The organism is Micromonospora sp. CMU55-4 (assembly GCF_011602315.1).
Taxonomy (GTDB): Bacteria; Actinomycetota; Actinomycetes; order Mycobacteriales; family Micromonosporaceae; genus Micromonospora; species Micromonospora chalcea.
Genome location: NZ_JAAOLH010000013.1, coordinates 167,346 through 190,199, shown reverse-complemented (window position 1 = coordinate 190,199; position 22,854 = coordinate 167,346). Strand labels below are relative to the sequence as shown.

Annotated in this window: 20 protein-coding genes; 12 read left to right on the top strand and 8 right to left on the bottom strand. The window is 74.1% G+C overall.

Annotated elements, in window-relative coordinates; genetic code table 11:
* Positions 1-28 precede the first annotated feature (28 nt).
* Complete coding sequence (gene dapE, locus HA073_RS22430) at positions 29-1,102, top strand: succinyl-diaminopimelate desuccinylase (RefSeq protein ID WP_043328442.1); 1,074 nt, start codon at positions 29-31, stop codon at positions 1,100-1,102.
* Between the two features lie 46 nt (positions 1,103-1,148).
* Here the strand turns inward: dapE and HA073_RS22425 are convergent, their stop codons facing one another.
* Positions 1,149-1,310, bottom strand: coding sequence for a hypothetical protein (locus HA073_RS22425; RefSeq protein WP_166457212.1), 162 nt, complete (start codon positions 1,308-1,310; stop codon positions 1,149-1,151).
* Between the two features lie 154 nt (positions 1,311-1,464).
* On the opposite strand from HA073_RS22425, the gene HA073_RS22420 reads away from it, so the two are divergent.
* The 7 genes from HA073_RS22420 (at position 1,465) to HA073_RS22390 (ending at position 12,348) form a co-directional block, all read left to right on the top strand.
* Entirely contained in the window at positions 1,465-2,346 is an 882-nt protein-coding gene (locus HA073_RS22420; protein WP_113974675.1) for a TIGR00730 family Rossman fold protein, read from the top strand.
* Between the two features lie 2 nt (positions 2,347-2,348).
* Positions 2,349-2,894 (top strand): TIGR00730 family Rossman fold protein, encoded by a 546-nt coding sequence (locus tag HA073_RS22415; RefSeq protein ID WP_043328444.1) that lies wholly within the window; start codon positions 2,349-2,351, stop codon positions 2,892-2,894.
* A 241-nt stretch (positions 2,895-3,135) separates the two neighbouring features.
* Positions 3,136-6,759, top strand: a complete 3,624-nt coding sequence (locus tag HA073_RS22410) for an ATP-dependent DNA helicase (RefSeq protein WP_205798233.1) — start codon at positions 3,136-3,138, stop codon at positions 6,757-6,759.
* The gene (locus HA073_RS22405; RefSeq protein ID WP_166457211.1) at positions 6,756-10,160 is read left to right on the top strand and encodes an ATP-dependent helicase; all 3,405 of its coding nucleotides are present in this window, start codon (positions 6,756-6,758) and stop codon (positions 10,158-10,160) included. Before HA073_RS22410 ends, HA073_RS22405 begins: the two co-directional genes overlap by 4 nt.
* A 204-nt stretch (positions 10,161-10,364) precedes the next feature.
* Positions 10,365-10,568, top strand: a complete 204-nt coding sequence (locus HA073_RS22400) for a cold-shock protein (protein WP_013288421.1) — start codon at positions 10,365-10,367, stop codon at positions 10,566-10,568.
* Between the two features lie 178 nt (positions 10,569-10,746).
* Positions 10,747-12,000, top strand: a complete 1,254-nt coding sequence (locus tag HA073_RS22395) for a DEAD/DEAH box helicase (RefSeq protein WP_166457210.1) — start codon at positions 10,747-10,749, stop codon at positions 11,998-12,000.
* Between the two features lie 162 nt (positions 12,001-12,162).
* Complete coding sequence (locus HA073_RS22390) at positions 12,163-12,348, top strand: hypothetical protein (RefSeq protein ID WP_043328445.1); 186 nt, start codon at positions 12,163-12,165, stop codon at positions 12,346-12,348.
* A gap of 150 nt (positions 12,349-12,498) precedes the next feature.
* Here HA073_RS22390 and HA073_RS22385 read toward each other — a convergent pair whose 3' ends face one another.
* From HA073_RS22385 to HA073_RS22370, 4 genes are read right to left on the bottom strand one after another with little or no spacing between them, the layout of a single operon-like run.
* Complete coding sequence (locus tag HA073_RS22385; RefSeq protein WP_069087336.1) at positions 12,499-12,942, bottom strand: Rrf2 family transcriptional regulator; 444 nt, start codon at positions 12,940-12,942, stop codon at positions 12,499-12,501.
* A 4-nt stretch (positions 12,943-12,946) separates the two neighbouring features.
* A complete protein-coding gene (locus HA073_RS22380) occupies positions 12,947-13,831 on the bottom strand; it encodes an ABC transporter permease (protein ID WP_030503657.1) in 885 nt (294 codons plus the stop codon).
* Positions 13,821-14,600: an ABC transporter ATP-binding protein gene (locus HA073_RS22375; protein ID WP_030503658.1), complete on the bottom strand. Its 780-nt coding sequence runs from the start codon at positions 14,598-14,600 to the stop codon at positions 13,821-13,823. Before HA073_RS22375 ends, HA073_RS22380 begins: the two co-directional genes overlap by 11 nt.
* On the bottom strand, positions 14,597-15,658 hold the full coding sequence (locus HA073_RS22370) for an ABC transporter substrate-binding protein (RefSeq protein ID WP_064447905.1): 1,062 nt from the start codon (positions 15,656-15,658) through the stop codon (positions 14,597-14,599). Before HA073_RS22370 ends, HA073_RS22375 begins: the two co-directional genes overlap by 4 nt.
* A gap of 148 nt (positions 15,659-15,806) precedes the next feature.
* Between HA073_RS22370 and HA073_RS22365 the strand changes: the two genes are divergently transcribed.
* The 3 genes from HA073_RS22365 to nudC are packed head-to-tail and all read left to right on the top strand — an operon-like array spanning position 15,807 to position 19,401.
* Positions 15,807-17,117 (top strand): pitrilysin family protein, encoded by a 1,311-nt coding sequence (locus HA073_RS22365; protein ID WP_166457209.1) that lies wholly within the window; start codon positions 15,807-15,809, stop codon positions 17,115-17,117.
* Entirely contained in the window at positions 17,114-18,457 is a 1,344-nt protein-coding gene (locus HA073_RS22360) for a pitrilysin family protein (protein ID WP_043328450.1), read from the top strand. The genes HA073_RS22365 and HA073_RS22360 overlap by 4 nt, the downstream gene beginning before the upstream one ends.
* Positions 18,454-19,401 (top strand): NAD(+) diphosphatase, encoded by a 948-nt coding sequence (gene nudC / locus HA073_RS22355; protein ID WP_166457208.1) that lies wholly within the window; start codon positions 18,454-18,456, stop codon positions 19,399-19,401. The genes HA073_RS22360 and nudC overlap by 4 nt, the downstream gene beginning before the upstream one ends.
* 191 nt (positions 19,402-19,592) lie before the next feature.
* Here the strand turns inward: nudC and HA073_RS22350 are convergent, their stop codons facing one another.
* From HA073_RS22350 to HA073_RS22340, 3 genes are all read right to left on the bottom strand, one after another.
* Entirely contained in the window at positions 19,593-19,862 is a 270-nt protein-coding gene (locus HA073_RS22350; protein ID WP_043328453.1) for a hypothetical protein, read from the bottom strand.
* A gap of 197 nt (positions 19,863-20,059) precedes the next feature.
* Positions 20,060-20,299, bottom strand: coding sequence for a DUF397 domain-containing protein (locus HA073_RS22345; protein ID WP_064447901.1), 240 nt, complete (start codon positions 20,297-20,299; stop codon positions 20,060-20,062).
* Positions 20,300-20,370: 71 nt separating this feature from the next.
* On the bottom strand, positions 20,371-21,351 hold the full coding sequence (locus HA073_RS22340; RefSeq protein ID WP_030503665.1) for a helix-turn-helix transcriptional regulator: 981 nt from the start codon (positions 21,349-21,351) through the stop codon (positions 20,371-20,373).
* A 205-nt stretch (positions 21,352-21,556) separates the two neighbouring features.
* Between HA073_RS22340 and HA073_RS22335 the strand changes: the two genes are divergently transcribed.
* Positions 21,557-22,810 (top strand): MFS transporter, encoded by a 1,254-nt coding sequence (locus tag HA073_RS22335; RefSeq protein ID WP_043328456.1) that lies wholly within the window; start codon positions 21,557-21,559, stop codon positions 22,808-22,810.
* Positions 22,811-22,854: the final 44 nt, after the last annotated feature.

Below are 22,854 nucleotides of genomic sequence, written 5' to 3'. Positions count from 1 at the left end.
CGCCGAGGTTGACGGTACCGTGCGAGACATGCAGAACCCGTTGACCCCCGAGGTCCTGGCCGATCCGGTGGCGCTGACCCGCGCCCTGGTCGACATCGAGTCGGTCTCCCTCAACGAGAAGGCGATCGCCGACTGCGTCGAGGAGGTGCTGCGCCGTGTGCCGCACCTGACCACGTACCGGCACCAGAACACCGTCATGGCCCGTACCGACCTGGGCCGGGCCCAGCGCGTGGTGCTCGCCGGCCACCTGGACACCGTCCCGCTCAACGGCAACTTCCCCTCGACCATGCGCGGCGACCTGATGTACGGCTGCGGCACCTCCGACATGAAGTCCGGCGTGGCGTTCGCCCTGCACCTGGCGGTCACGCTGCCCGACCCGCGCTACGACGTCACGTACTTCTTCTACGAGGCGGAGGAGATCGAGTCGAAGTACAACGGCCTCACCCTGGTCGCGCAGACCCACCCGGAGTGGCTGGAGGCCGACTTCGCGGTGCTGCTGGAGCCGACGTACGGCATCGTCGAGGCGGGCTGCCAGGGCACCATGCGGGCGGTGATCACCACGCACGGGGAGCGGGCCCACGCGGCGCGTTCCTGGCACGGGGTGAACGCCATCCACGGCGCGAGCGAGGTGCTGCGGCGGCTGACCACGTACGAGGCGCGCCGGGTGACGATCGAGGGCTGCGACTACCGCGAGGGCCTCAACGCGGTACGGATCACCGGCGGGGTGGCCGGCAACGTCATCCCCGACCGGTGCGAGATCGAGATCAACTACCGGTACGCCCCGGACCGCGACCCGGCGGGCGCCGAGGCGCACCTGCGCGAGGTCTTCGCCGGCTTCGACCTGGCGGTCACCGACGCGGCGGCCGGCGCGCCACCCGGGCTGGACAACCCGGCGGCGCAGGAGTTCCTGGCGGCGGTGGGCGCCGCCCCGATCGGCAAGCTGGGCTGGACGGACGTGGCGCGGTTCGCGGCCATGGGCATCCCGGCGCTGAACTTCGGGCCCGGCGACCCGAACCTGGCGCACCACAAGGACGAGCACGTCGAACTGACCAAGATCCGGGACGGCGCGGCCACCCTGCACCGCTGGCTGGCCCCGGCCTGACGCGCCGCGATCCGGGGCCCGCACCCGCCTGGCGGGCCCCGGATCGTCAGACGCTGGTCGTCAGGGGCGCGTCCGCCTCGCCGGTCTCGCCGGTGAGGTCGGTGCGGTGGGTCTCCATCATCCGGGCGCGGCGGCGCTCGGCCACCACGTCGCGGATCCGCCGCTGCATCTGACGGCGAATCCGGATCATCTCGCTGTTACTGATCAACGCTGGCTCCTCCCCCGAAGGCGCGTCGCCCGGGGTATACCGGGTATGTGAATAGTAAGACGTACGAGCCAGCGATTTAGTTGCCCGTATCCCAGATTTTCTTCGGCTCCCGGGCCAGCGCGTCCCGCCGGATCCGCTCCATTACGGTGACCACATGGGCGAGAGCAGCGGGAAGTCGGCTGGGCAGGGGCAGCGGGGGGAGACGCGTCGGGCGGAACGGCACCGCGGTGCGGTGACGCTGCGCAACCGGGCGATTCCGACGAGTACCGCTGATCAGCGACTGCTCGACTCCCGGGGACGCAGCGACTGGAAGACCAAGGACGCCTGGCGGGCCCTGCGGATCCTGTCCGAGTTCGTCGAGGGCTTCGACACCCTCGCCGACCTGCCCCCGGCGGTGAGCGTCTTCGGCTCCGCCCGCAGCAAGCCGGACAGCCCGGAGTGCCGGATGGCCGAGGAAGTGGGCGCGGCACTGGCCCGGGCCGGCTACGCGGTGATCACCGGGGGCGGCCCCGGCGTGATGGAGGCCGCCAACCGTGGCGCCGGCGAAGCCGGCGGCCTCTCCGTCGGGCTCGGCATCGAGCTGCCGTTCGAGCAGGGCCTCAACGACTGGGTCGACCTGGCCATCGACTTCCGCTACTTCTTCGCCCGCAAGACCATGTTCGTCAAGTACGCCCAGGCGTTCGTGGTGCTGCCCGGCGGCTTCGGCACCCTGGACGAGCTGTTCGAGGCGCTCACCCTGGTGCAGACCGGCAAGGTGACCCGGTTCCCGGTGGTGCTGATGGGCACCGACTACTGGCGCGGACTGCTCGACTGGCTGCGTACGACGATGGCCGCCGAGGGCAAGATCGGCCCGGCCGACCTCGACCTGATCCGGCTCACCGACGACGTCAACGAAGCGGTCCGGCACATCGTGGAGGCCGAGGCGGTGCTCTCCGCCGAGCAGGAGGCGGTACGCGAGGAGGCGGTCGCCCGGGTCGCCGCCGACCAGCGCGCCGCCGCCGAGGCCGCCCCCGAGGGCCCGGCCGGACGGAGCTGAACGTGGCGAACGTCTGTGTCTTCTGCGCGTCCTCCCGTACTCTCGACGACCGCTGGCTCGCGCTGGCCACCGAGACCGGCGAGGAACTCGCCCGGCGCGGTCACACGCTGGTGAGCGGCGGCGGCTGCGTCGGCATGATGGGCGCCGTGGTGGAGGGCGCGCGGGCGGCCGGCGGCCGCACCATCGGCGTCATCCCGCAGTCCCTGGTCGACCTGGAGGTCGCCGACCTGGACTCCGACGAGCTGCTGGTGACCGACAGCCTGGCCGACCGCAAGACGCTGATGGACGAGAAGTCCGACGCGTTCGTGGCGCTGCCCGGCGGCCTGGGCACGTTGGACGAGCTGTTCGAGGTGTGGACTACAGCCACCCTGGCCCTGCACGCCAAGCCGATGGTGATCGTCGACGTGGACGGCTTCTACCGGCCGCTGCTCGACTGGATCCGCGGGCTCGGCGAGCAGCGCTTCCTCAAGCCGGCCGCGCTGGACCTGCTGATGGTCGCCGACAGCGTGCCCGCCGCGCTCGACCTGATCGACGCCCGCCTCACCTGACGCGCGCCCGGCCACCCGTGCTTGTTCACCACCGTCTCGGCGTGCTTGATCGACACCACTTCGGGGAGGTGGTGGTGTCCGGGCGCGCGTGATGCGGCCACTTCGCCGAGGTGGCGTGAACGCATGGAGCCGGGCGTGGGGCGGAGCCGGCAATGGTGCGCGCCGCGGGCAAGGTGAGCTGGTGACGGGCGGGACGACTGTCGGTTTCCGGGTGTCGTACCGGCGTGGTGGGATGTCGGTGATGCAGGCGTACCGGTTGGTGCGCCGGCCCGGCGGCGCGGGGGCGGGGGTCACCCACGACGCCGGGGCGGGGCAGGGGGTGGGTCGGTCCGGTGGGCCGGCCGAGGCGGAGCCGCGATCCGGGGGGTCGGCGGGCGATGCCGCGCACCCACAGACCGCCACGCCGCACGACAGCGCCTCGCCGCAGACCGGGACCGGGGCGTCGTCACCGTCGGGGACCAGGGCCGGGGCGGGCACGAACGTCTCGCGCCGGGTCGATCCGGTGCAGGCCGAGGTGGTCGCGCACACCGACGGGCCGATGCTCGTCGTGGGTGGTCCCGGCACCGGCAAGACGTCCACGCTCGTCGAGGCGGTCGCCGCCCGGGTGGCCGAGGGCGTCGACCCGGAGCGGATCTTGGTGCTCACCTTCGGCCGGCGGGGCGCCACCGAGCTGCGCCACCGGATCGAGGCGCGTATCGCCGGGGACGGACACCGCGTGGTCCGCGAGCCGCTGGTGCGCACGTTCCCGGCGTACGCCTTCGGGCTGCTGCGCCGCGCGGCGGCCGAACGCGGCGAGCCCTCACCGCGGCTGCTCACCGGCCCGGAGCAGGATCTGATCATCCGCGAGCTGCTCGACGTGGTGGGGGAGGAGCCCGGCGACGACCCGGTCGGCTGGCCGGAGGATCTGCGCCCCGCGCTGCGTACCCGGGCGTTCGCCCAGCAGCTGCGCGACCTGCTGATGCGGGCCGCGGAGCGCGGCGTCGGGCCGGTGGAGCTGGCCCGGCTCGGCGAGAAGCTGGGCCGCGCCGACTGGCCGGCCGCCGCGCGTTTCCTGCGGGAGTACGTCGCCGTGCTCGCCCTGCGCGACGTGAGCAACAGGGGCTCGGTCGCGTACGACCCGGCGGAGCTGGTGCGGGCCGCCACCGGCATGCTGCTCGACGATCCCGAGCTGCTCGCCGCCGAGCGCCGCCGCCTGGCCCACGTGTACGTGGACGAGTTGGCCGACACCGACCCGGCGCAGCTCGACCTGCTCGCCGTGGTGGCCGGAGGCGGGCGATCCCTGGTGGCGTTCGCCGACCCGGACTCGTCCACGTACGCCTTCCGGGGCGCCGACCCGGCCGGCGTCGCCACGTTCCCGCACCGCTTCCGCACCGCCTCCGGCGCGCCGGCGGCCCAGGTCACGCTCACCACCTCGTACCGGGCCGGGCCGGAACTGCTCGCGGCCACCGCCCGGCTGGCCCGGCGGCTGCGCGGCCCGGCGGCGCACCGGCGGCTGCGCCCGCTGCCCGATGCGCCGGCCGGAACGGTGGAGGTACGGACGTTCCGCTCCGCCACCAGCGAGTCGGCCTGGCTGGCGCACGCGTTGCGCGAGGCGCACCTGCTCGACGGCGTGCCGTGGTCCCGGATGGCGGTGCTGGTCCGCTCCACCGGCCGGCAACTGCCGTCGCTGCGGCGCGCGCTGCACACGGCCGGGGTGCCGACCGTCGTGCACGGCGAGGACCTTCCGCTGCACCTCCAGCCAGCGGTCGCCCCGCTGCTGCTCCTGCTGCGCTGTGCGCTCGAACCGGACCGGCTGGACGAGGAAGCCGCTGTCGCGCTGCTGCACTCGCCGCTGGGCGGGGCCGACCCGCTGGCCGAGCGGCGGCTGCGTCAAGGGCTGCGGGCGCTGGCGCTGGCCGGCGGCGACCGCCGTTCCTCCGGCGACCTGCTGGTGGAGGCGCTGCGCGACCCGGCCGAACTGTCCACCATCGAGCGCCGCTGGGCGGCCCCCGCGCAGGCCGTGGCGCACCTGCTGGAGACCGCCCGGCAGGCCGCCGCCACCCCGGGCGCGACGGTCGAGGACGTGCTCTGGGCGGTGTGGCGGGAGAGCGGGCTGGCCGAACGCTGGGCCGGGGCGATCACCAGGGGGCGGGCGGCCACCGGCGAGCACGAGACCGCCCAGCGGTGGCGGGCCGAGGCCGCCGACCGGGACCTGGACGCCGTACTCGTGCTGTTCGACGCGGCGGCCCGGTTCACCGACCGGCTGCCCGGCGCGCGTACCGAGGTGTTCCTCGACCACGTTCTCGGGCAGGAACTGCCCGCCGACACGCTCGCCGCCGCCGCCGACCGGGGCGACGCGGTACGCCTGCTCACCGCGCACGCCGCGAAGGGCCTGGAATGGGACCTGGTCGCGGTGGCCGGGGTGCAGGAGGGCGTCTGGCCGGACCTGCGCCTGCGCGGCAGCCTGCTCGGCTCGGAGCGCCTGGTCGACGTGCTGGCCGGTCGCGCCGACGGGGCCGGCCTGCGGGCCAGCCTGGTCGGGCAGACGTCGGCGTTGCTGGACGAGGAGCGGCGGCTGTTCCACGTGGCGATCAGCCGGGCGCGGCGGCGGCTGCTGGTCACCGCTGTGGCGTCGGCGGCGGTCGGCGGGGACGACCACGAGGAGCAGCCGAGCCGCTTCCTGCACGAAATCGCAGCCGCCGACCCACCCGCCACCGGCGCAGGCGGCACCGCCCCGACCGGCCCGGACCCGACCGGCCCGGACCCGACCGGCCCGGACCCGGCCGGGAACGGACCGACCGGCCAGGTCACGCGCGGGCAAACCGCTGACGGGCCGGTGCCGCACGGGGACGAGCATCCGCAGGACGGGCCGCCCGCCGTACTCCCGGTCACGCTGCCGCCACGCGGTCTCACCCTGTCCGCGCTGGTGGCGGAGCTGCGTACCGCTGTCACCGACCCGGCGGCGCCGATCACCCGGCGGCACGCGGCGGCGGGTGAGCTGGCGCGGCTGGCCGCCGCCGGGGTGCCCGGCGCGCACCCGGACGACTGGTGGGGGCTGCGCGGCCTCTCCGACGACCGCCCGCTGGTCGACGAGGGCGAGCCGGTGCGGGTCACGCCGTCGGCGATGGAGAGCGCGTTGCGGTGCAGCCTGCGCTGGCTGCTGGAACGGCACGGCGGCAGCGGGCCGGCGAGCGCCGCGCAGGGCGTCGGCAACCTGGTGCACGCCGCCGCGATGCTCGCCGAGGACGCCAGCGTCGACCGGGAGGCGTTGCTGGAGTACGTGGCCGCCCGGTTCGACGCGATCGAGCTGGCCGCCCGGTGGATGGCCGGCCCGGAGCGGCAGCGCGCCGAGGCGATGGTGGACAAGCTGCTGCGCTGGCTGGCCGGAAACCCGCGCCGGCTGCTGGCGATCGAGCACGAGTTCGCGGTCCGCCTCGACGATCCGTCCCGCCCGATCGAGCTGACCGGCCGGGTCGACCGGCTGGAGGTCGACGCCGAGGGGCGGCTCGTGGTGATCGACCTGAAGACCGGCAAGTCGACGGCGGTCACCGAGCGGGAGGTGGCCGAGCATCCGCAGCTCGGCGCGTACCAGGCGGCGGTGGAGGCGGGCGGGTTCGCCGAGTTCGGCGAGGAAACGGGCGGGGCCGCGCTGGTGCAGCTCGGCACCGGCGCGCGGGACGCCAAGGAGCAGACCCAGGCCGCGGCCGGGGAGGGGCCGGAGGCCGGGTGGGCCACCGCGCTGGTGCGCCGTACCGCCGACACGATGGCCGCCTCGACGTTCGCCGCGGTGGCCAACTCCAAGTGCCGGGTCTGCCCGGTACGCACCAGCTGCCCGGTCTCCGGCCAGGGCCGCCAGGTGGTCGAGCCGCCCCCGGAGAACTCATGAGCGTTCAGCCGGCGCTGTTCGGCGCCTCCGCCACGCCCGCGCCGCGCGCGGCCGACGCCGGGCCCCGCTACACGCCGGTGGAGCTGGCCCGGCTGCTGCGGCTGCCCGCGCCCACCCGGGAACAGGCCGCGATCATCGCCGCGCCGGTGGAGCCGCTGCTGGTGGTCGCGGGCGCCGGCTCCGGCAAGACCGAGACGATGGCCGCGCGGGTGGTGTGGCTGGTCGCCAACTCCTACGTGCGCCCCGAGCACATCCTCGGCCTCACCTTCACCCGCAAGGCGGCCGGCGAGCTGGCCCACCGGGTCCGCACGCGGCTCGACCAGCTCATCCGGCGGCTCGGCCGGCAGGGGCGGGACCCGCACGACGACCCGCTGGCGGGCGAGCCGACCGTGTCCACGTACCACTCGTACGCCGGGCGGATCGTCACCGAGCACGGGCTGCGCGCCGGGTACGAGCCGACCACCCGGCTGCTCACCGAGGCGTCCCGCTGGCAGCTCGTCGACATGCTGGTGCGCAACTACGACGGGGACATGTCCGAGGTGGACCGGATGCCGTCCACCATCACCGACGCGGTCCTGGCGCTCGCCGGTGAGCTGGACGAGCACCTGGTCGACCCGGACGAGCTGGCCGGCTGGACCGGCCGGTTCTTCGCCGAGGTGCAGTCGCGTCCCGGCCGGGTCTACGCCGACGTGCGCAAGGCGCTCCAGCTCCAGCGGACCCGGCTGAAGCTGCTGCCGCTGGTGCGCGCGTACGCCCGGCGCAAGGACGACTTCGAGGCGATGGACTTCGCCGACCAGCTCGCCCGCGCGGCCCGGGTGGCCCGCGACCACCCCGGCGTCGGCGTGATCGAGCGGGACCGGTTCCGGGTGGTGCTGCTCGACGAGTACCAGGACACCAGCCACGCCCAGGTGGTGCTGCTCAACGCGCTGTTCGGCGGCGGCCACCCGGTCACCGCCGTGGGCGACCCGTGCCAGTCCATCTACGGCTGGCGCGGGGCCAGCGCCGGCACGCTGGACCGGTTCCCGGCCGAGTTCGCCCGCACCGACGGCAGCCCCGCCGACGTGCTCAGCCTGACCACGAGCTGGCGCAACCGGCCGGAGATCCTCGGTGTCGCCAACACGCTGTCGGTGCCGCTGCGGGCGGCCGGCGCGCGGGTGCCGGAGCTGCACGCCGCGCTCAGCGTCCGCGACCCGATCCCGCACCGCACCCCGGGCGGGCAGGCCGCCGGCACCGTGCACTGCGCGCTGCTGGAGACGTACGCCGACGAGGCCGACTGGATCGCGGACAGCGTGCTGGCGGCCTGGCGGGGCGCGGCCGGGATGCCCGGCGCGCTGCCCGAGCACATCCCGGCCGACCGCCGCCCGACCACCGCGGTGCTGGTGCGGCTGCGCAGCCAGATCCCGGCGATCGAGGCGGCGTTGCGCGCCCGTGGGCTTCCTGTCGACGTGGTCGGCCTGGGCGGGCTGCTGGACACCCCCGAGGTACGGGACGTGGTGTGCACGCTGCGCGTGCTCGCCGACCCGACCGACGGGGCGGCGTTGCTGCGACTGCTCACCGGCGCGCGCTGGCGGATCGGCCCGCGTGACCTGGTCGCCCTGCACCGCCGCGCTCGCGCGATCGCCCGCAGCCGCCGGGAACTGACCGGCGACGAGGGCCCGGAGATCACCGTGGACGTGCTGGACGAGGCGACGCTCGTGGAGGCGCTGGCGGACCTGGGGCCGGCGCAGGCGTACTCGGCCGAGGGCTACGCGCGGCTGCGCTCGTACGGGATGGAACTGGCGCTGCTGCGCTACCGCCTGGACCAGTCGCTGCCGGAACTGATCGCGGACATCGAGCGGACCATCGGCCTCGACGTCGAGGTGGCGGTCCGGGCCGGCCGGGACGGCGCGGGCGACGCCGGGCTGGCCCGCGCGCACCTGGACGCGCTCGGCGACGTGGCGGCCCGGTTCAGCGGCGAGACGCCCGGCGCGACGCTCGCCGGTTTCCTCGCCTACCTGGCCGCCGCCGAGGACGAGGAGCGTGGGCTGGCGCCGGGCGAGGTCGAGGTGGTGGCCGGCGCGGTGCAGGTGCTCACCTCGCACGCCGCCAAGGGCCTGGAGTGGGACGTGGTGGCGGTGGCCGGGATGACCCGGGGCGTCTGGCCGGGGCCGGTGCGCAACTCCGACCACTGGCTGGGCGGGCTGGGCGTGCTGCCGTTCCCGCTGCGCGGCGACGCGGACGGGCTGCCCGAGCTGGCCCTGCCGGAGGCGGAGGACCAGCGCGGGGTGGCCCGGGCGCTGACCGAGTTCACCGACGACTGGCGGGCGCACGACGAGCGGGAGGAGCGCCGGCTGGCGTACGTGGCGGTGACCCGCCCCCGCCGCCTGCTGCTCTGCTCCGGCTACTGGTGGGGGGAGGGGACCAAGCGGTTCCGCGGCCCGTCGGTGTTCCTGCGGGAGGTGCACGACGCCTGCCTGGCCGACCCGGACGGCCGTGTAATCGACGCGTGGACGCCCGAGCCGGCCGGGGACGCGGTGAACCCGACCACCGAGACGGTGCTGCGGGCCGAGTGGCCGGCCGACCCGCTGGGCGCCCGCCGGCCCGCGCTGACCGAGGCGGCGGCGCTGGTTCGCCGGTACCTCGCCGACCCGGAGGTGGCCCGGCGCGAGGCGGCGCTGCTCGCCACCACCGGCGCGGCGGAGGACGCCGAGGTGGCCCGCTGGCGGCGTGAGGCCGAGCTGCTGCTCGCCGAGCGGGCGGAGCTGGCCCGGCAGGCCGAGGCGGTCGAGGTCGAACTGCCCGGCCATCTCTCGGTGACCCAGCTGGTGGCGTTGCGCCGCGACCCGGAGGCGCTGGCCCGTACGCTGCGCCGCCCGATGCCCACCGAACCGACGCCGTACGCCCGGCGCGGCACCGCGTTCCACGCCTGGCTGGAGCAGCGCTTCGGCGCGGACCGGCTGCTCGACGTGGACGAGCTGCCCGGCGCGGCGGACGAGGACGCGGCCCCGGACGAGGCCCTGGTCGAGTTGCAGGAGCGCTTCCTGGCCAGCGAGTGGGCCGACCGGGTGCCGGTGGAGGTGGAGGTGCCGTTCGCCACTGTCGTCGCCGGGGTGGTGATCCGGGGCCGGATGGACGCCGTGTTCGCCCGCCCGGGCGGGCGCTACGACGTGGTCGACTGGAAGACCGGGCGGCAGCCCACCGGCCGGGAGGCCGACGCGGCGGCGGTGCAGTTGGCGGTCTACCGGCTGGCCTGGGCGGAACTGGCCGGGGTGCCGGTGGAGCGGGTCGGCGCGGCGTTCCACTACGTCCGGGACTCGGTGACCATCCGCCCGGCCGACCTGCTCGACGCGGACGGGCTGGCCGATCTGGTGGCCGCCGTGCCGGAAATCCCGGGGGATCTACCGCAGCGCACGAGTCCGTGATACGTTGTCCGGGTTGCAGTTTTGGTTTCCAGAGACTCTGTGTGCGCCTGGCGGATTGTGGCCCCAGGCGCTCTTTGTTGTGTCCGGAGTTCTCCGGGCGGGGCGACCAGCAGCGACAGGCACGCCGCGTATTCCACGCGCGGGGTGCTCCTCTCCGGCCCGCAACACGTGCGGGCCGACCGTTCCGTCAAGGAGACGAAACACATGGCAATTGGCACCGTCAAGTGGTTCAACGCTGACAAGGGCTTCGGCTTCATCACCCCGGACGACGGCGGCGCCGACGTCTTCGCCCACTTCTCGGCGATCCAGACCTCCGGCTACCGGAGCCTGGACGAGAACCAGCGGGTCGAGTTCGAGGTGACCCAGGGCCAGAAGGGCCCGCAGGCGGAGAACATCCGCCCGCTCTGATCTTCGGATCAACCGGCACCACCACCGCGCCCTCTCGGGCGCGGTGCACGGGCCGGCCCGCCTCTGCCGGGCCGGCCCGTCCCTTTCGGTTCGTGCTTGTGACCACCGGTGACGCCGGTGACGCGCCGCAGCCCGGCGCCCTTCCTCGACACGTGCCGCCTCGAGGAAGGCTTTCCGCATGACCACGACCCTGCCCACGTTCGCCGCCACCGGCCTGGCGCCGGCGCTCGTCTCCGAGCTGACCGCGCAGGGCATCTCCGCGCCGTTCCCGATCCAGGCGGCCACGCTGCCGGACTCGCTGGCCGGCCGCGACGTGCTCGGCCGGGGCCGCACCGGCTCCGGCAAGACGCTCGCGTTCGGGCTGCCGCTGCTGCACCGTACGGCCGGCCGCCGGGCCCGTCCGGGCCGTCCGCTCGCGCTGGTGCTCGTACCCACCCGGGAACTGGCCGCGCAGGTCACCGCCGCGCTCACCCCGTACGCTGCCACGCTCGGGCTGCGCTGCGCCACAGTGGTCGGCGGGCTCTCCCTGACCCGGCAGGCGGCCGCGCTGCGCGCCGGCGCCGAGGTGCTGGTGGCCACGCCGGGCCGGCTGCACGACCTGATCGATCGCGGGGAGGCCCGGCTGGACCAGGTGTCCATCACGGTGCTGGACGAGGCCGACCAGATGGCCGACATGGGCTTCCTGCCGCAGGTGACGAAGCTGCTGGAGCAGGTCGCGCCGGGCGGGCAGCGGATGCTCTTCTCGGCCACCCTGGACCGGGGCGTGGACCGGCTGGTCCGCCGATTCCTGGCCGACCCGGTGACGCATTCCGTCGACCCGGGCACCGCCACCGTCACCGCGATGACCCACCACGTGCTGCACCTCGAGGCGGACGACAAGCAGGCCGCGCTGGCCCACATCGCCGCCCGCGAGGGCCGCACCATCGTCTTCATCGCCACCAAGCACCGCGCCGACCGGGTGGCCCGGCAGTTGCTCGCCAAGGGCGTACGCGCCGCGGCGCTGCACGGCGGCAAGTCGCAGCCGCAGCGCACCCGCATCCTGGAGCAGTTCCGCACCGGGCAGGTCACCGCGCTGGTGGCCACCGACGTGGCGGCCCGGGGCATCCACGTCGACGGGCTGGACCTGGTGGTCAACGCCGACCCGCCCGCGGAGGCCAAGGACTACCTGCACCGGGGTGGCCGGACCGCGCGGGCCGGCGAGTCGGGCACCGTGGTCACGCTGGTGCTGCCGGAGCAGCGCCGCGACGTCGCCCGGCTGATGAGCACCGCGGGCATCAACCCCAAGACCACCCGGGTACGCCCCGGCGACAGCGAGCTGAGCCGGCTCACCGGCGCCCGGGAGCCGTCCGGTGTGCCGGTGACCATCGCCGCGCCCGCTGCCGCGCACCCCGCCCCGGCGACCCGTCCTCGCCGGCGTCCGCGCCGCCGCTGACCGCGCCTGACCGGCTCGGCTTCGAGCGGGCCGGCCGACCGTCCCTGAGTCGGGAATCAGTCGACGTTCGGTCGGCTGTCCGACTGTCCGGCCTCGCCGTGGCGGCGATGCTGTCGGGCGGGGACCGGTCGGGGGGTCGGCCGGACGCGGAGGGAGCGGTTCATGGCGGGGGAAGCCGGATCGGGCGGTGCACGGGAAGTGCTGCTGGTGCTCGCGGTGGCGGGGGCCGGCCTGGCGCTCGCCGCGGTGGCCGCGTTCGGGCCCTGGCGGCCCTCCGACGGCGGCTCGCCGGATCGCGGCGCCGCCCGCAGCTTCACGCCCGGAATGAGCGCCCCGCACGCTCAGTAGCCGCGCCGGGCGGATGATGCCCGGAAAGCGATATGACTCTCAGGTATAAATATGCCCGAGAGTCATATCGGCCAGGAGTCATGCCCTCTGTGGCCGACAACCGGCCGGGTCCGCGACCCCGCGCGCCGTCGCCCTGTGACCGGACGCGCGTCAGGGTGCCGTCGCCCGGTCGCTCAGCAGGTCGGCGAGCGTGGTCCGGTCCACGACCAGGGCGATCGCGCCGTCCACCGCCAGCCACACGTCCCGCAGGCCGGTGGCCACGCCGTGGTAGCCGGCCCGGTCGGCGGGGATGCCCCGGACGCTGGTGATCGCGCCACCCACCGCGCGGAGCACGTCGCCCACGCTGATCTCGTCCGGCGGGCGGGTCAGCGCGTACCCGCCCTCGGTGCCGCGATGGCTGTGCAGCAGCCCGGCCCGCCGCAGGTCGAGCAGGATCCCCTGGAGGAAGCTGAGCGGGATGTCCTGGCTCTCGGCCAGGCTCGCCGCCTTGACCAGCTCGCCGCCGCCGGACACCGCGTCGCCGGGGGTACCGGCGGCGTCGGCGACGGCGAGCATGGCCCGGAGCGCGTAGTCGGCGCGCGCGGAGATGTACACGACGTCAGTTGCCGGCCTGGTCCAGCACGCCCCAGCGGCGGCGGATGGCCTTGTCGGCGGCCCCGAACGCGGTGTCCACGAGCAGGCCCACCACCAGGATGACGATCATGATGGCCATCAGGCGTGGCGCCTCGCTCAGCTCGCGTGCGTAGGTGAGCTGCGCGCCGATCGAGGTGCGGGTGGCGATGACCACCAGCAGCTCACCGGCCATCAGGCTGCGCCAGGCGAACGCCCAGCCCTGCTTGAGCCCGGCCACGATGGCCGGTAGCGCGGCCGGCGCGATCACGTACCGGTAGAGGTTGAGCCCCCGGGCGCCGAGGTTGCGGCCGGCGCGGACCAGCAGCGGCGGCACGTAGTCCACGCCGTGGATGACGCCGTTGGCGACCGACGGCGCGGCGCCGAGCACCACCACGAAGAAGATCGCCTGCTCGCTGAGCTGGAACAGCAGGATGGCCAGCGGGAACCAGGCGATCGACGGCATGGTCTGCAACGCGGTGATCATCGAGCCGAGCGCGGCCCGGAGCACCTTGACCCGGGCCACGCCGAGGCCGAGCAGCAGGCCGACCGCGACCGCGGCGGCGAACCCGACGGCCGCCCGCCGGGCCGTGGTGGCGAGGCCCTCCCAGAGCGCCGAGCTGAGCAGGTACTCCCCGAGGTCGCCGAAGACCACGGCCGGGCCGGGCAGCGCCCACGGCTCCTTCCACCCGGACCAGACCACCGCCTGCCAGATCGCCACCGCGAGCGCGAGCGCGGCGAGCTTGGGCCAGGTGGCCGACCACAGGCGGCGTACCCGGGACGGGCCCTTCTCCCGGCCGGCGATCTCCAGCGCGTCGAGCCCGGAGATCTCCGCGTCGGCCCGCGCCGACGCGGACAGGGTGTCACTGGCCATGCCGGCCCACCTCCTTGCGCAGCCGGTCGGTGACCTCGGCGGCGATGGCCGAGACCTCCGGCGAGTCGATCCGCCGGGGGCGCGGCACGGCGACCTCGGTGGAGTAGATGATCCGGCCGGGCCGGCTGGAGAGCAGCACGATGCGGTCGGCGAGCCGGGCCGCCTCGCGGACGTTGTGCGTGACGAACAGGACGGTGAGCTTGCGCTCGGTCCAGATCCGCTCCAGCTCGTCGTGCAGGATGTCGCGGGTCATCGCGTCCAGCGCGCCGAACGGCTCGTCCATCAGCAGCACCGGCGTCTCCAGCGCGAGCGTGCGGGCCAGCGCGACGCGCTGCCGCATGCCGCCGGAGAGCTGGTGCGGGCGCTTGCGGCCGAACTCCGACAGGTGGACCGTGCGCAGCAGCTCGGCCACCCGCTCCTTGCGCTGGTCGCGGGGGAGACCGCGCAGCTTCAGCGGCACCTCGACGTTGCCCTCGACGGTGAGCCAGGGGAAGAGCGCCGGCTCCTGGAACATGAGCCCCGGGTTGACGCCCTCGCCCAGCTCGATGGTGCCGCCGCTGGCCCGGTCCAGGCCGGCGACCAGGTTGAGCAGCGTGCTCTTGCCGCAGCCGGACGCGCCGACCATGCAGACGAACTCGCCGGGCGCGATGTCCAGCGACAGTCCGTCCAGCGCCAGGACGGCCTGGTCGCCCTGGCCGTACACCTTTGTGACGCCGCGCAGCGCGACCGAGCCGGTCGCGCTGCGCGGGGTCGTGGTCGTCGACGTCACGGCTGGCTGACCTCGGCCTTGCCCTGCGCCTTGAGGACCTCGTTGAGGTACTTGAGGTCGTACAGGCCGTTCAGGTCGACCGGCTGGGTCAGCCCGACCGCGACGGCGTGGTCCAGGCCGGTCTTCAGCGAGGCCGGGATCGGGTCGTTTGTGAACTCCAGCGTCGGCCAGGCCTGCTTGATCAGCTTGAGGTCCAGCGGCTTGCCGGTGATCTTGCCGATGTGGTCGGAGATGGCCTGCTGCGCCTCGTCCGGCTTGGTGTTGACGAACTCGTTCGCCGCGACCTGGCCCTCGACCAGCTTCTTCACCACGTCCGGGTGTGCCTTGAGGAACTTGGTGCTGACCAGCAGGTTGGTGATGACGAACTTCTTGTCCGGCCAGAGGTCACGCTCGTCGACGAGCACCTTGCCGCCGGCGTTGACCAGCCGGGAGACGAACGGCTCGGGCACCCATGCGCCGTCGATGGCGCCGCTGCCGAACGTCTCGATCGTCTGCGCGTTCTCCTGCGGCACGATCTTGACGTCGCCGCCGCCCTCCTTGGTGGTCTCCAGGCCCTTCTCCTTGAGCCAGAAGCGCAGCGCCACGTCCTGGGTGTTGCCGAGCTGCGGAGTGGCGATCTTCTTGCCGCGCAGCTGCTCCACCGAGGTGATGCCGGGCTTGACCACGAGCGCGACGCCGCCGGACGCCGCGCCGGAGATGACCCGGACCGCCTCGCCCTTGGACTTGGAGAAGGCGTTCACCGTCGGGTTCGGGCCGATGTACGTGGCGTCGAGCGCGCCGGAGAAGACCGCCTCGATGGCGGCCGGGCCGGCGTTGAAGGTCTTGGTGTCCAGCTCGACGTCGCTGCCGAGTTTCTCCTTGAAGATCCCCTTCTCCACGCCGACCACGGCCGGGGCGTGCGTGATGTTGGGGAAGTAGCCCAGGCGCAGCGTGACCGGGCCGGACCCGCCGGCGGCGTCGCTGTCCTCGCCGCAGGCGGCGGTGGTGCCGAGCGTGGCCGCGCCGACCGCGGCCAGGGTCGCCAGGGTGACCAGGCGGCGCAGGGGAAGCCCTCTCATCGAATGTCCAATCCGCAGTATTCCTATTTAGTTGGTAGGAAGAGTGGGGCAAGTGGCCGTCGGCGTCAAGACCCGTCCCGCAACAGTCCACCGTTCGGCCAGGGCACACCGGCGATAGAGCCGGTACGGAAGCGCTAATGTCGATCTCGTGTCCACGCGGAGAGCGAAGATCCCAGCGACGAAGTACCCGGCCGAACGGTTCACCCTCGACAACGGCCTGCGTGTGGTGCTCACGCCGGACCGCAGCGCCCCGGTCATCGGGGTGGCTGTGGTCTACGACGTCGGCATCCGCTCCGAGCCGGAGGGACGCACCGGCTTCGCCCACCTCTTCGAGCACCTGATGTTCCAGGGGTCGGAGAACCTGGAGAAGCTGGCCCACTTCCGGCACGTCCAGGGCGCCGGCGGGACGTTCAACGGCTCCACCCACCTGGACTACACCGACTACTTCGAGACGCTGCCCGCCAACGCCCTGGAACGCGCGCTGTTCCTGGAGGCCGACCGGATGCGCGGCCCCCGGCTGACCGAGGAGAACCTGCGCAACCAGGTCGACGTGGTCAAGGAGGAGATCCGGGTCAACGTGCTGAACCGGCCGTACGGCGGGTTCCCCTGGCTGACGCTGCCTCCGGTGATGTTCGACACCTTCCCCAACGCGCACGACGGCTACGGCTCCTTCGACGACCTGGAGTCGGCGACGGTGGCCGACGCCGCCGACTTCTTCCGCCGCTACTACGCCAGCGGCAACGCCGTACTGGCGGTCAGCGGCGACATCGACGTGGCCGAGGCGACCACGCTCATCGAACGGCACTTCGGCGACGTCCCGGCCCGTCCCGCCCCGCAGCGGCCCGACTTCGCCGAGCCCGACCTGACCACCGAGCGGCGCAGCACGTACACCGACGCGCTGGCGCCGCTCCCGGCGGTGGCCGGCGCGTGGCGCGTGCCCGACCCGGTCGACGACTTCGCCGGCTACCTGCCCTACGTGGTGCTGGCCGAGGTGCTCACCGACGGCGACGCGTCCCGGCTGGTCGAGCGGCTGGTGCAGCGCGACCGGTCGGTCACCAGCCTCGGCGGGTACGTCGGTTTCATGGGCGACCCGTTCGACGTGCGCGACCCCACCGCGCTGCTGCTCCAGGCGCACCTGCCGCCCGGCGGCGACGTGGACAAGGTGCTGCGCACCATCGACGAGGAACTGGACCGGCTGGCGACCGACGGGCTGACCGACGGAGAGCTGGCGCGCACCCAGGCCCGGATGGCCACCCACCTGCTGCGCGACACCGACGCGGTGCTCGGCCGGGCGCTGCGGATGGCCGTGCTGGAACAGCAGCGCGGCGAGCCGGGCCTGCTCAACGAGCTGCCCGGGCTGGTCGGCGCGGTGACCGAGGACCAGGTCCGCGCCGCCGCCGCCACCCTGCGGCCCGAGCGCCGCGCGTCCGTCGAGGTCGTCGCCGGAGGAGCCCGATGAGCACGAGTACGACCACCGCCACCGCCGTCCGGCCGCTGCCGGCGCTGCGCCCGAACCGCCGCCTCAAGGTGCCCAAGCAGGCCGAGCGCACGCTGCGCAACGGCCTCACCGTGATCGCGGTACGCCGCTCCGCCGTACCGCTGGTCGAGCTGCGACTGTGGATGCCGTTCGGGCGCACGCACCTGGCCCGCGGCGCGATGCTGGCGCAGACCATGCTCGCCGGCACGCAGGCGCACAGCGCCACCGAGATCGCGGCCGAGCTGCAGAAGGTCGGCGGCGGACTGACCGCCGGGCTCGACCCGGACCGGTTGATGCTCTCCGGCGCGGGCCTGGTCACCGGCCTGGACCGGATGCTGGAACTGCTCGCCGAGGTGCTCACCGGCGCCAACTACCCGGCCGACTGGGTGGAGACCGAACGGGACCGGCTGGTCGACCGCATCCAGGTCGCCCAGAGCCAGCCCTCGCACCTGGCCCGAACCGCCCTGCTCAAGCGGGTGTACGGCCGCCACCCGTACGCCGTGCAGACGCCCGACCCGGACCAGGTCCGGGCGGTCCGCCCGGCCGCGTTGCGCCGGCTGCACGCCGAGCGGGTGCACCCGGCCGGTGCGGTGCTCGTGCTCGTCGGCGACGTGGCGCCGGAGCGGGCGCTGGACGCGGCCGAGCAGGCGCTCGCCGGCTGGCGCGGCGACGGCCACGTCGCCGAACTGCCGCCCGCGCCGCCGCTGGAACCCGGGCCGCTGCTGCTCGTCGACCGGCCCGGCTCGGTGCAGTCCTCGGTACGCCTCGCGCTGCCCGCGGTGCCCCGTACCCACCCGGACCACGCCGCGCTGCAACTGGCGAACCTCATCTTCGGCGGCTACTTCTCCTCCCGCTGGGTGGAGAACATCCGCGAGGACAAGGGCTACACGTACGGGCCGCACTCGCTCGTCGAGCACTCGGTGGCCGGTTCGGTGCTCATCGCCGGCGCCGAGGTGGCCACCGAGGTGACAGCGGCGGCGCTGGTGGAGACGAACTACGAGCTGGGCCGACTCGCCACGGTGCCGCCGAAGGCCGACGAGCTGGAGCAGGCCCGCCAGTACGCGCTCGGCACGCTCCAGCTCGGCATGTCGACCCAGGCCGGGCTCGCGTCGCTGACCAGCGCGTACGCCGGCAACGGGCTGCGACTGGACTTCCTCGCCGAGCACGCAGCCCGGCTCGCCGCCGCGACTGTGGACGACGTGGCCGAGGTGGCCGCCCGCTACCTGGCGCCGGCCCGCGCGGTCACCGTCGTGCTCGGCGACGCCGAACGGGTGGCCGACTCGCTCGCCGCGCTGACACCGGTGCGTACGGAATCCGCGTGAGCGGCGAGCCCGCGCCGCCGCTGGCCCGGTCCACGCTCGACCGGGCCGCCCACCGGCGTACCGACCCGGCCTGGCTGGCCGAGGCGTGGGAGCGGGCGCGGGTGCTGGTGCTCGACTCCGCCGCCGAGGGGCGTGCCCTGGTCCGGGGCGTGGCGAGCCCACCCGAACTGGTCCTGGTCGGCCCCGGCGACCTGCCCGAGGTGCCCCGGTCGGTGCCGATGTTCCTCGGCGTCGAGCCGGACGGCGTGCCGGTCTTCGCGGTCGACGGGCCGCTGCCGGCGCTGCCGGAAACCCGCCCGGCGCACCTGCGCGAGGTCGGCCACCTGATGACCGACCGGGACGCGGGCCTGTTCACCACCGCGCTGGCGCTGCTCAACTGGCACCTGCGGCACGGCTACTCGTCCACGACCGGGAAGGCGACGCAGGCCGACGAGGCCGGCTGGTCACGGATCGACCCGGGCGGCGACCGGGTCTGGCCGCGTACCGACCCGGCCATGATCGTGCTGGTGCACGACGGCATGGACGGCGCGGACGGCCTCTGCCTGCTCGGCAACAACGCGGCCTGGCCGCGCACCCCGGGACAGCGCCGCTACTCCTGCCTGGCCGGATACGTCGAGCCCGGCGAGTCGGCCGAGGCCGCCGTGCTCCGCGAGGTCCGCGAGGAGGTAGGCGTCCCGGTCGAGGAGATCGCGTACGTGGGCAGCCAGTCCTGGCCGTTCCCCGGCTCGCTGATGCTCGGATTCCTGGCCCGCGCCGACGCCGACGCGCCGATCCGGGTCGACCTGGCCGAGATCGCGCACGCGCGCTGGTTCACCCGCCGGGAGATCGGGGCCGCGCTGGCCGGCGAGCCGGTGCCGGTGGGCGGGGGAGACCGGCTGGTCCTGCCGCCGCCGTCGTCGATCGCGCTGTTCCTGGTGCACCGCTGGCTCGACGGCCACTGCTGACCCGCCCTGGTCCCGCCCGCCCGTCGGGTTGGGGCGTTTCGGCTGGCGGGCGCAGGGCCGGGCGGGCACGGTCCCGGCCCGGACCGTCGTTGCCGCGACGGTCGCGGGCCGGGAACACGGGCCGTCGTGGCCGGGTGAGGCGATGATCGGCGGGGGAAGCCGGTCCGGCCACGACGGACGTCAGCGTCCGGTCATCCACCGTGCCAGCGGTACGGCTGCCCCGGTGCGGAGTCCTCGATGGGCAGCACCTTGACCCGGTGCCGGCCGGCGCGTACCGCCCCGACGGCGGACAGCGCTCGGGCGAGCAGGAGCGCGGCGTCCCGGTCCTCGGCGTGGACGACCTGGCGGCGGGGTTCCGGCGTGCTCGTCTCGTCCCGCAGGCGGCCCCCACCGGCCCAGGCGGCGGCGATGTCGGCGTCGGCGGCGGTACGGATCTCGGTGCGGACGATCAGGAACCGCATGGTGTCCCCCGGAGAGTGGACGGTTACCCGCTGGAACTTCCACGTCACTCCCGCGTCATGTTACGCCGATGTGTCCTCCCGACAAGTGGAACGCGCCACGTCGACCGATCGGGGGATGCCAGGTCAGGACCGTTGTCGGGGCCGGACACGCGAGGGGGCCGCCGGCGTGACGCCGACGGCCCCGAACGTTCGCCGGATCAGTCCAGATCGAACTGACCGTTCTTCGCTCCGGCGAGGAAGCCGAGCCAGCCGGCCCGGTCGAACAGCAGGACCGGCCCGCTCGGGTCCTTGCTGTCCCGCAGCGCCATGGTCGCCGGCCCGGTGCCGAGCGGCGCGACCTCCACGCAGTTGGAGGTCTGGCTGCGGGTGCTCTTGCGCCAGGCGGCGCCCACGAGCTGTCCCGAGAGGGCGGTCGTGCTGGTACGGATCTCGTTCATGGTGCTTGCTCCTGGTGAGGTGCTCCGATGGGACCGAGCGACGCCGGAGCGCGGACGGTGTCCCTACCGGATCACCGCTCCGTGGTGAGGCGCCCCGAGTCCCGGCGGCGCTGGGTCGGCGCCGTTGCCGGCCCGTACACCGCCGTGGACTCGACTGCCGTGCCGGTCAGCCGTCCTGTCGCCTCGATCAACCAGGAGAGGGTGTCCGATGCGGAGAGTGCCGACGAGCATAGCCACTCGAACACCACTTTATAGCGATTTAGGGTGTTCACCTCGGTCGACATGACGTCGGTGAACCCACCTTCGATGGCCAATGTCTCCGGATCGAGCGGATCGGCGAACCGGTAGACCGAGAACGCGGTCGGCGGAAGGTACCAGTCGCCGACCCGGGTGTCCCGCAACAGCAGCAGCAACGTCACGTTCGGGAGCAGGGCCATCTCGCACAGGTGGACGAGCTGGTCGTGCAGCACCTCCGGCGGGCCGGCCCGCCGGCCGAGGGCGGCCTCCTCCAGCACGGCCGTGTACCGGGGCACGTCGGGGGAGCGGGTCAGCAGCGACTGGCGGGCCTGCCGCGCGCGTACCTCGGTCTCCGGGTCCTCGTGCTCCTGGTCGCCGGCCTGGGCGGCGACCTGCGCCGCCGACATGATCCGGTGCCGGGCGTACCCCGGCGTCTGCAGCAGCCCCGGGACCAGCACCGGGTTGTACTCGGAGATCTCCGCGCAGCCGGCCTCCAGCTCGGCGAAGGCGCGCTGCTGCTGGGTCATCACCGGGAAGTTGCGCAGCCAGCCGCGCATGTCGCCGGCCTCGTGGGTGATGCCGGTCAGTTCCGCGCGCTGCTCCTCGTCGGCGCCGTAGAGCGTCAACAGCACGTCCACGTCGTCCGGGTCGGGCCGGCTGCGGCCGTTCTCCAGGCGGGACAACTTGGATGCGGAGGCCCAGCCGATCCGCTCGATGACCTGGTCACCGGTCAGACCGGCCTGTTCGCGGAGCCGGCGCAGCTCGATGCCGAGTCGACGGCGGCGCAGAATCGGGCCTGGTACGGCAGGAGGCACGGCGTCCTCTTTCCCGTCGACCGTCGCAGGACGCGACGGTAACTGTATGAAATTCGCCCCCCACGGTCAGTATGGACGTCGCGACCGGCGTCGGAGGTTCCGGCACGGGCGTGTCACGAGACAAAAAGAGGACTGTGGAGGGTGTCTTCACCAGCGCCCACCCCCGACGCGCCCCTGGTGGCGCACCCCTGCCGGAGGCAACCCGATGCGCACCGTCCTGCGCCGCCCCGACTTCCGTCTCCTCTTCGCCGCAGTGGTGGCGAGCATGGCGGCGGAGTCGGTGCTGCTGCTCGCTCTGGCCGTCTGGGTCAAGGATCTGACCGGGTCGGACAGCATGGCGGGGGCGACCATCTTCGCGGTCATCGCACCGATGGCCCTCGCCCCGCTCGTCGGCTGGGTGGTCGACCGCTACCGCCGGAAACCCTTCTTCATCGCTGCCAACCTGGTCGCCGCGGCGCTGCTCAGTCCGCTGCTCACGGTCCGGGACCGCTCCGACGTCTGGGTGATCTACGTGGTCGCGGCGTTCTACGGACTGTCGTACATCACCCTCGCCGCCGTGCTCAACGGACTGATCCGGCATCTCGTTCCGGCCGAGTCGCTGGCCGACGCGAACGGACTGCTGCAAACGGTCCGGCAGGGCCTGCGGCTGATCGGGCCGCTCGCCGGGGCGGGCGTCTACGCCGCCGTCGGCGGCTGGCTGCTCGCCGTCCTGGCCATGACCGGATTCCTGGTGGCCGCGGCGGTGGTCGGCCGGCTGCGGGCGCAGGAGCGGGAACCGTCGCGGTCCGGCCGCCGCGGGCCGTCCGAGCTGAGCGCCGGGCTGCGCCACCTGACCGGCGAGCCGGCGCTGCGCCGGGCGCTGCTCGGGTACGGGCTCGGCTCGCTGGTGATGGGCTTCACCGAGTCGCTGATCTTCGCGTACGTCGACCTGGGTCTGCGCCGCGAGGCCGCGTTCGTCGGCGTGCTGGTCATGGTGCAGGGCGTCGGCGGCCTGGTCGGCGGCCTGTTCTCGGCCGCCGTGGTCCGCCGGTACGGCGAAGTCGGGGCGCTGGCCGCCGGGGTGACGTTCTTCGGACCGGCCGCGCTGGCGCTCGCGTACCCCCGGTTGTGGCTCGGGGTGGTGGCGCTGCTGCTGGCCGGCCTGTCGCTACCGCTGACCATGGTGGGGTTGAACACGCTGATCCAGCGGCGGACCCCGCCGCGGCTGCTCGGCCGGGTCACCGCGGCGTCGGAGGCCCTGGTCAGCGGTCCGCAGGCGCTCTCCATCGGCACCGGCGCGCTGCTCGTCGGCGTGTTCGACTACCGGCTGCTGTTCGCAGTGGTCGGGGCGGTCACCACGGCGGCCGGCCTCTACCTGTGGCGGGGCCGCGGGCTGAGCGCGCCGGTCGCCGGGCCGGTGCGGATCCCGGGGCCCCGGAAGCCGGCCGACGACGGCGTGCTCAGTCGGGGCGGCTCCTGAACGACGGCGAGCGGCCGTACTCGGGTCGGGTACAGCCGCTCGCA

Bases quoted from the DNA above. Each gene is read 5' to 3' on its own strand.
- dapE (WP_043328442.1), top strand. From the start codon at position 29: ATGCAGAACCCGTTGACCCCCGAGGTCCTGGCCGATCCGGTGGCGCTG.
- HA073_RS22420 (WP_113974675.1), top strand. From the start codon at position 1,465: ATGGGCGAGAGCAGCGGGAAGTCGGCTGGGCAGGGGCAGCGGGGGGAG.
- HA073_RS22410 (WP_205798233.1), top strand. From the start codon at position 3,136: ATGCAGGCGTACCGGTTGGTGCGCCGGCCCGGCGGCGCGGGGGCGGGG.
- HA073_RS22405 (WP_166457211.1), top strand. From the start codon at position 6,756: ATGAGCGTTCAGCCGGCGCTGTTCGGCGCCTCCGCCACGCCCGCGCCG.
- HA073_RS22400 (WP_013288421.1), top strand. From the start codon at position 10,365: ATGGCAATTGGCACCGTCAAGTGGTTCAACGCTGACAAGGGCTTCGGC.
- HA073_RS22395 (WP_166457210.1), top strand. From the start codon at position 10,747: ATGACCACGACCCTGCCCACGTTCGCCGCCACCGGCCTGGCGCCGGCG.
- HA073_RS22390 (WP_043328445.1), top strand. From the start codon at position 12,163: ATGGCGGGGGAAGCCGGATCGGGCGGTGCACGGGAAGTGCTGCTGGTG.
- HA073_RS22380 (WP_030503657.1), bottom strand. From the start codon at position 13,831: ATGGCCAGTGACACCCTGTCCGCGTCGGCGCGGGCCGACGCGGAGATC.
- HA073_RS22370 (WP_064447905.1), bottom strand. From the start codon at position 15,658: ATGAGAGGGCTTCCCCTGCGCCGCCTGGTCACCCTGGCGACCCTGGCC.
- HA073_RS22360 (WP_043328450.1), top strand. From the start codon at position 17,114: ATGAGCACGAGTACGACCACCGCCACCGCCGTCCGGCCGCTGCCGGCG.
- HA073_RS22350 (WP_043328453.1), bottom strand. From the start codon at position 19,862: ATGCGGTTCCTGATCGTCCGCACCGAGATCCGTACCGCCGCCGACGCC.
- HA073_RS22345 (WP_064447901.1), bottom strand. From the start codon at position 20,299: ATGAACGAGATCCGTACCAGCACGACCGCCCTCTCGGGACAGCTCGTG.
- HA073_RS22335 (WP_043328456.1), top strand. From the start codon at position 21,557: ATGCGCACCGTCCTGCGCCGCCCCGACTTCCGTCTCCTCTTCGCCGCA.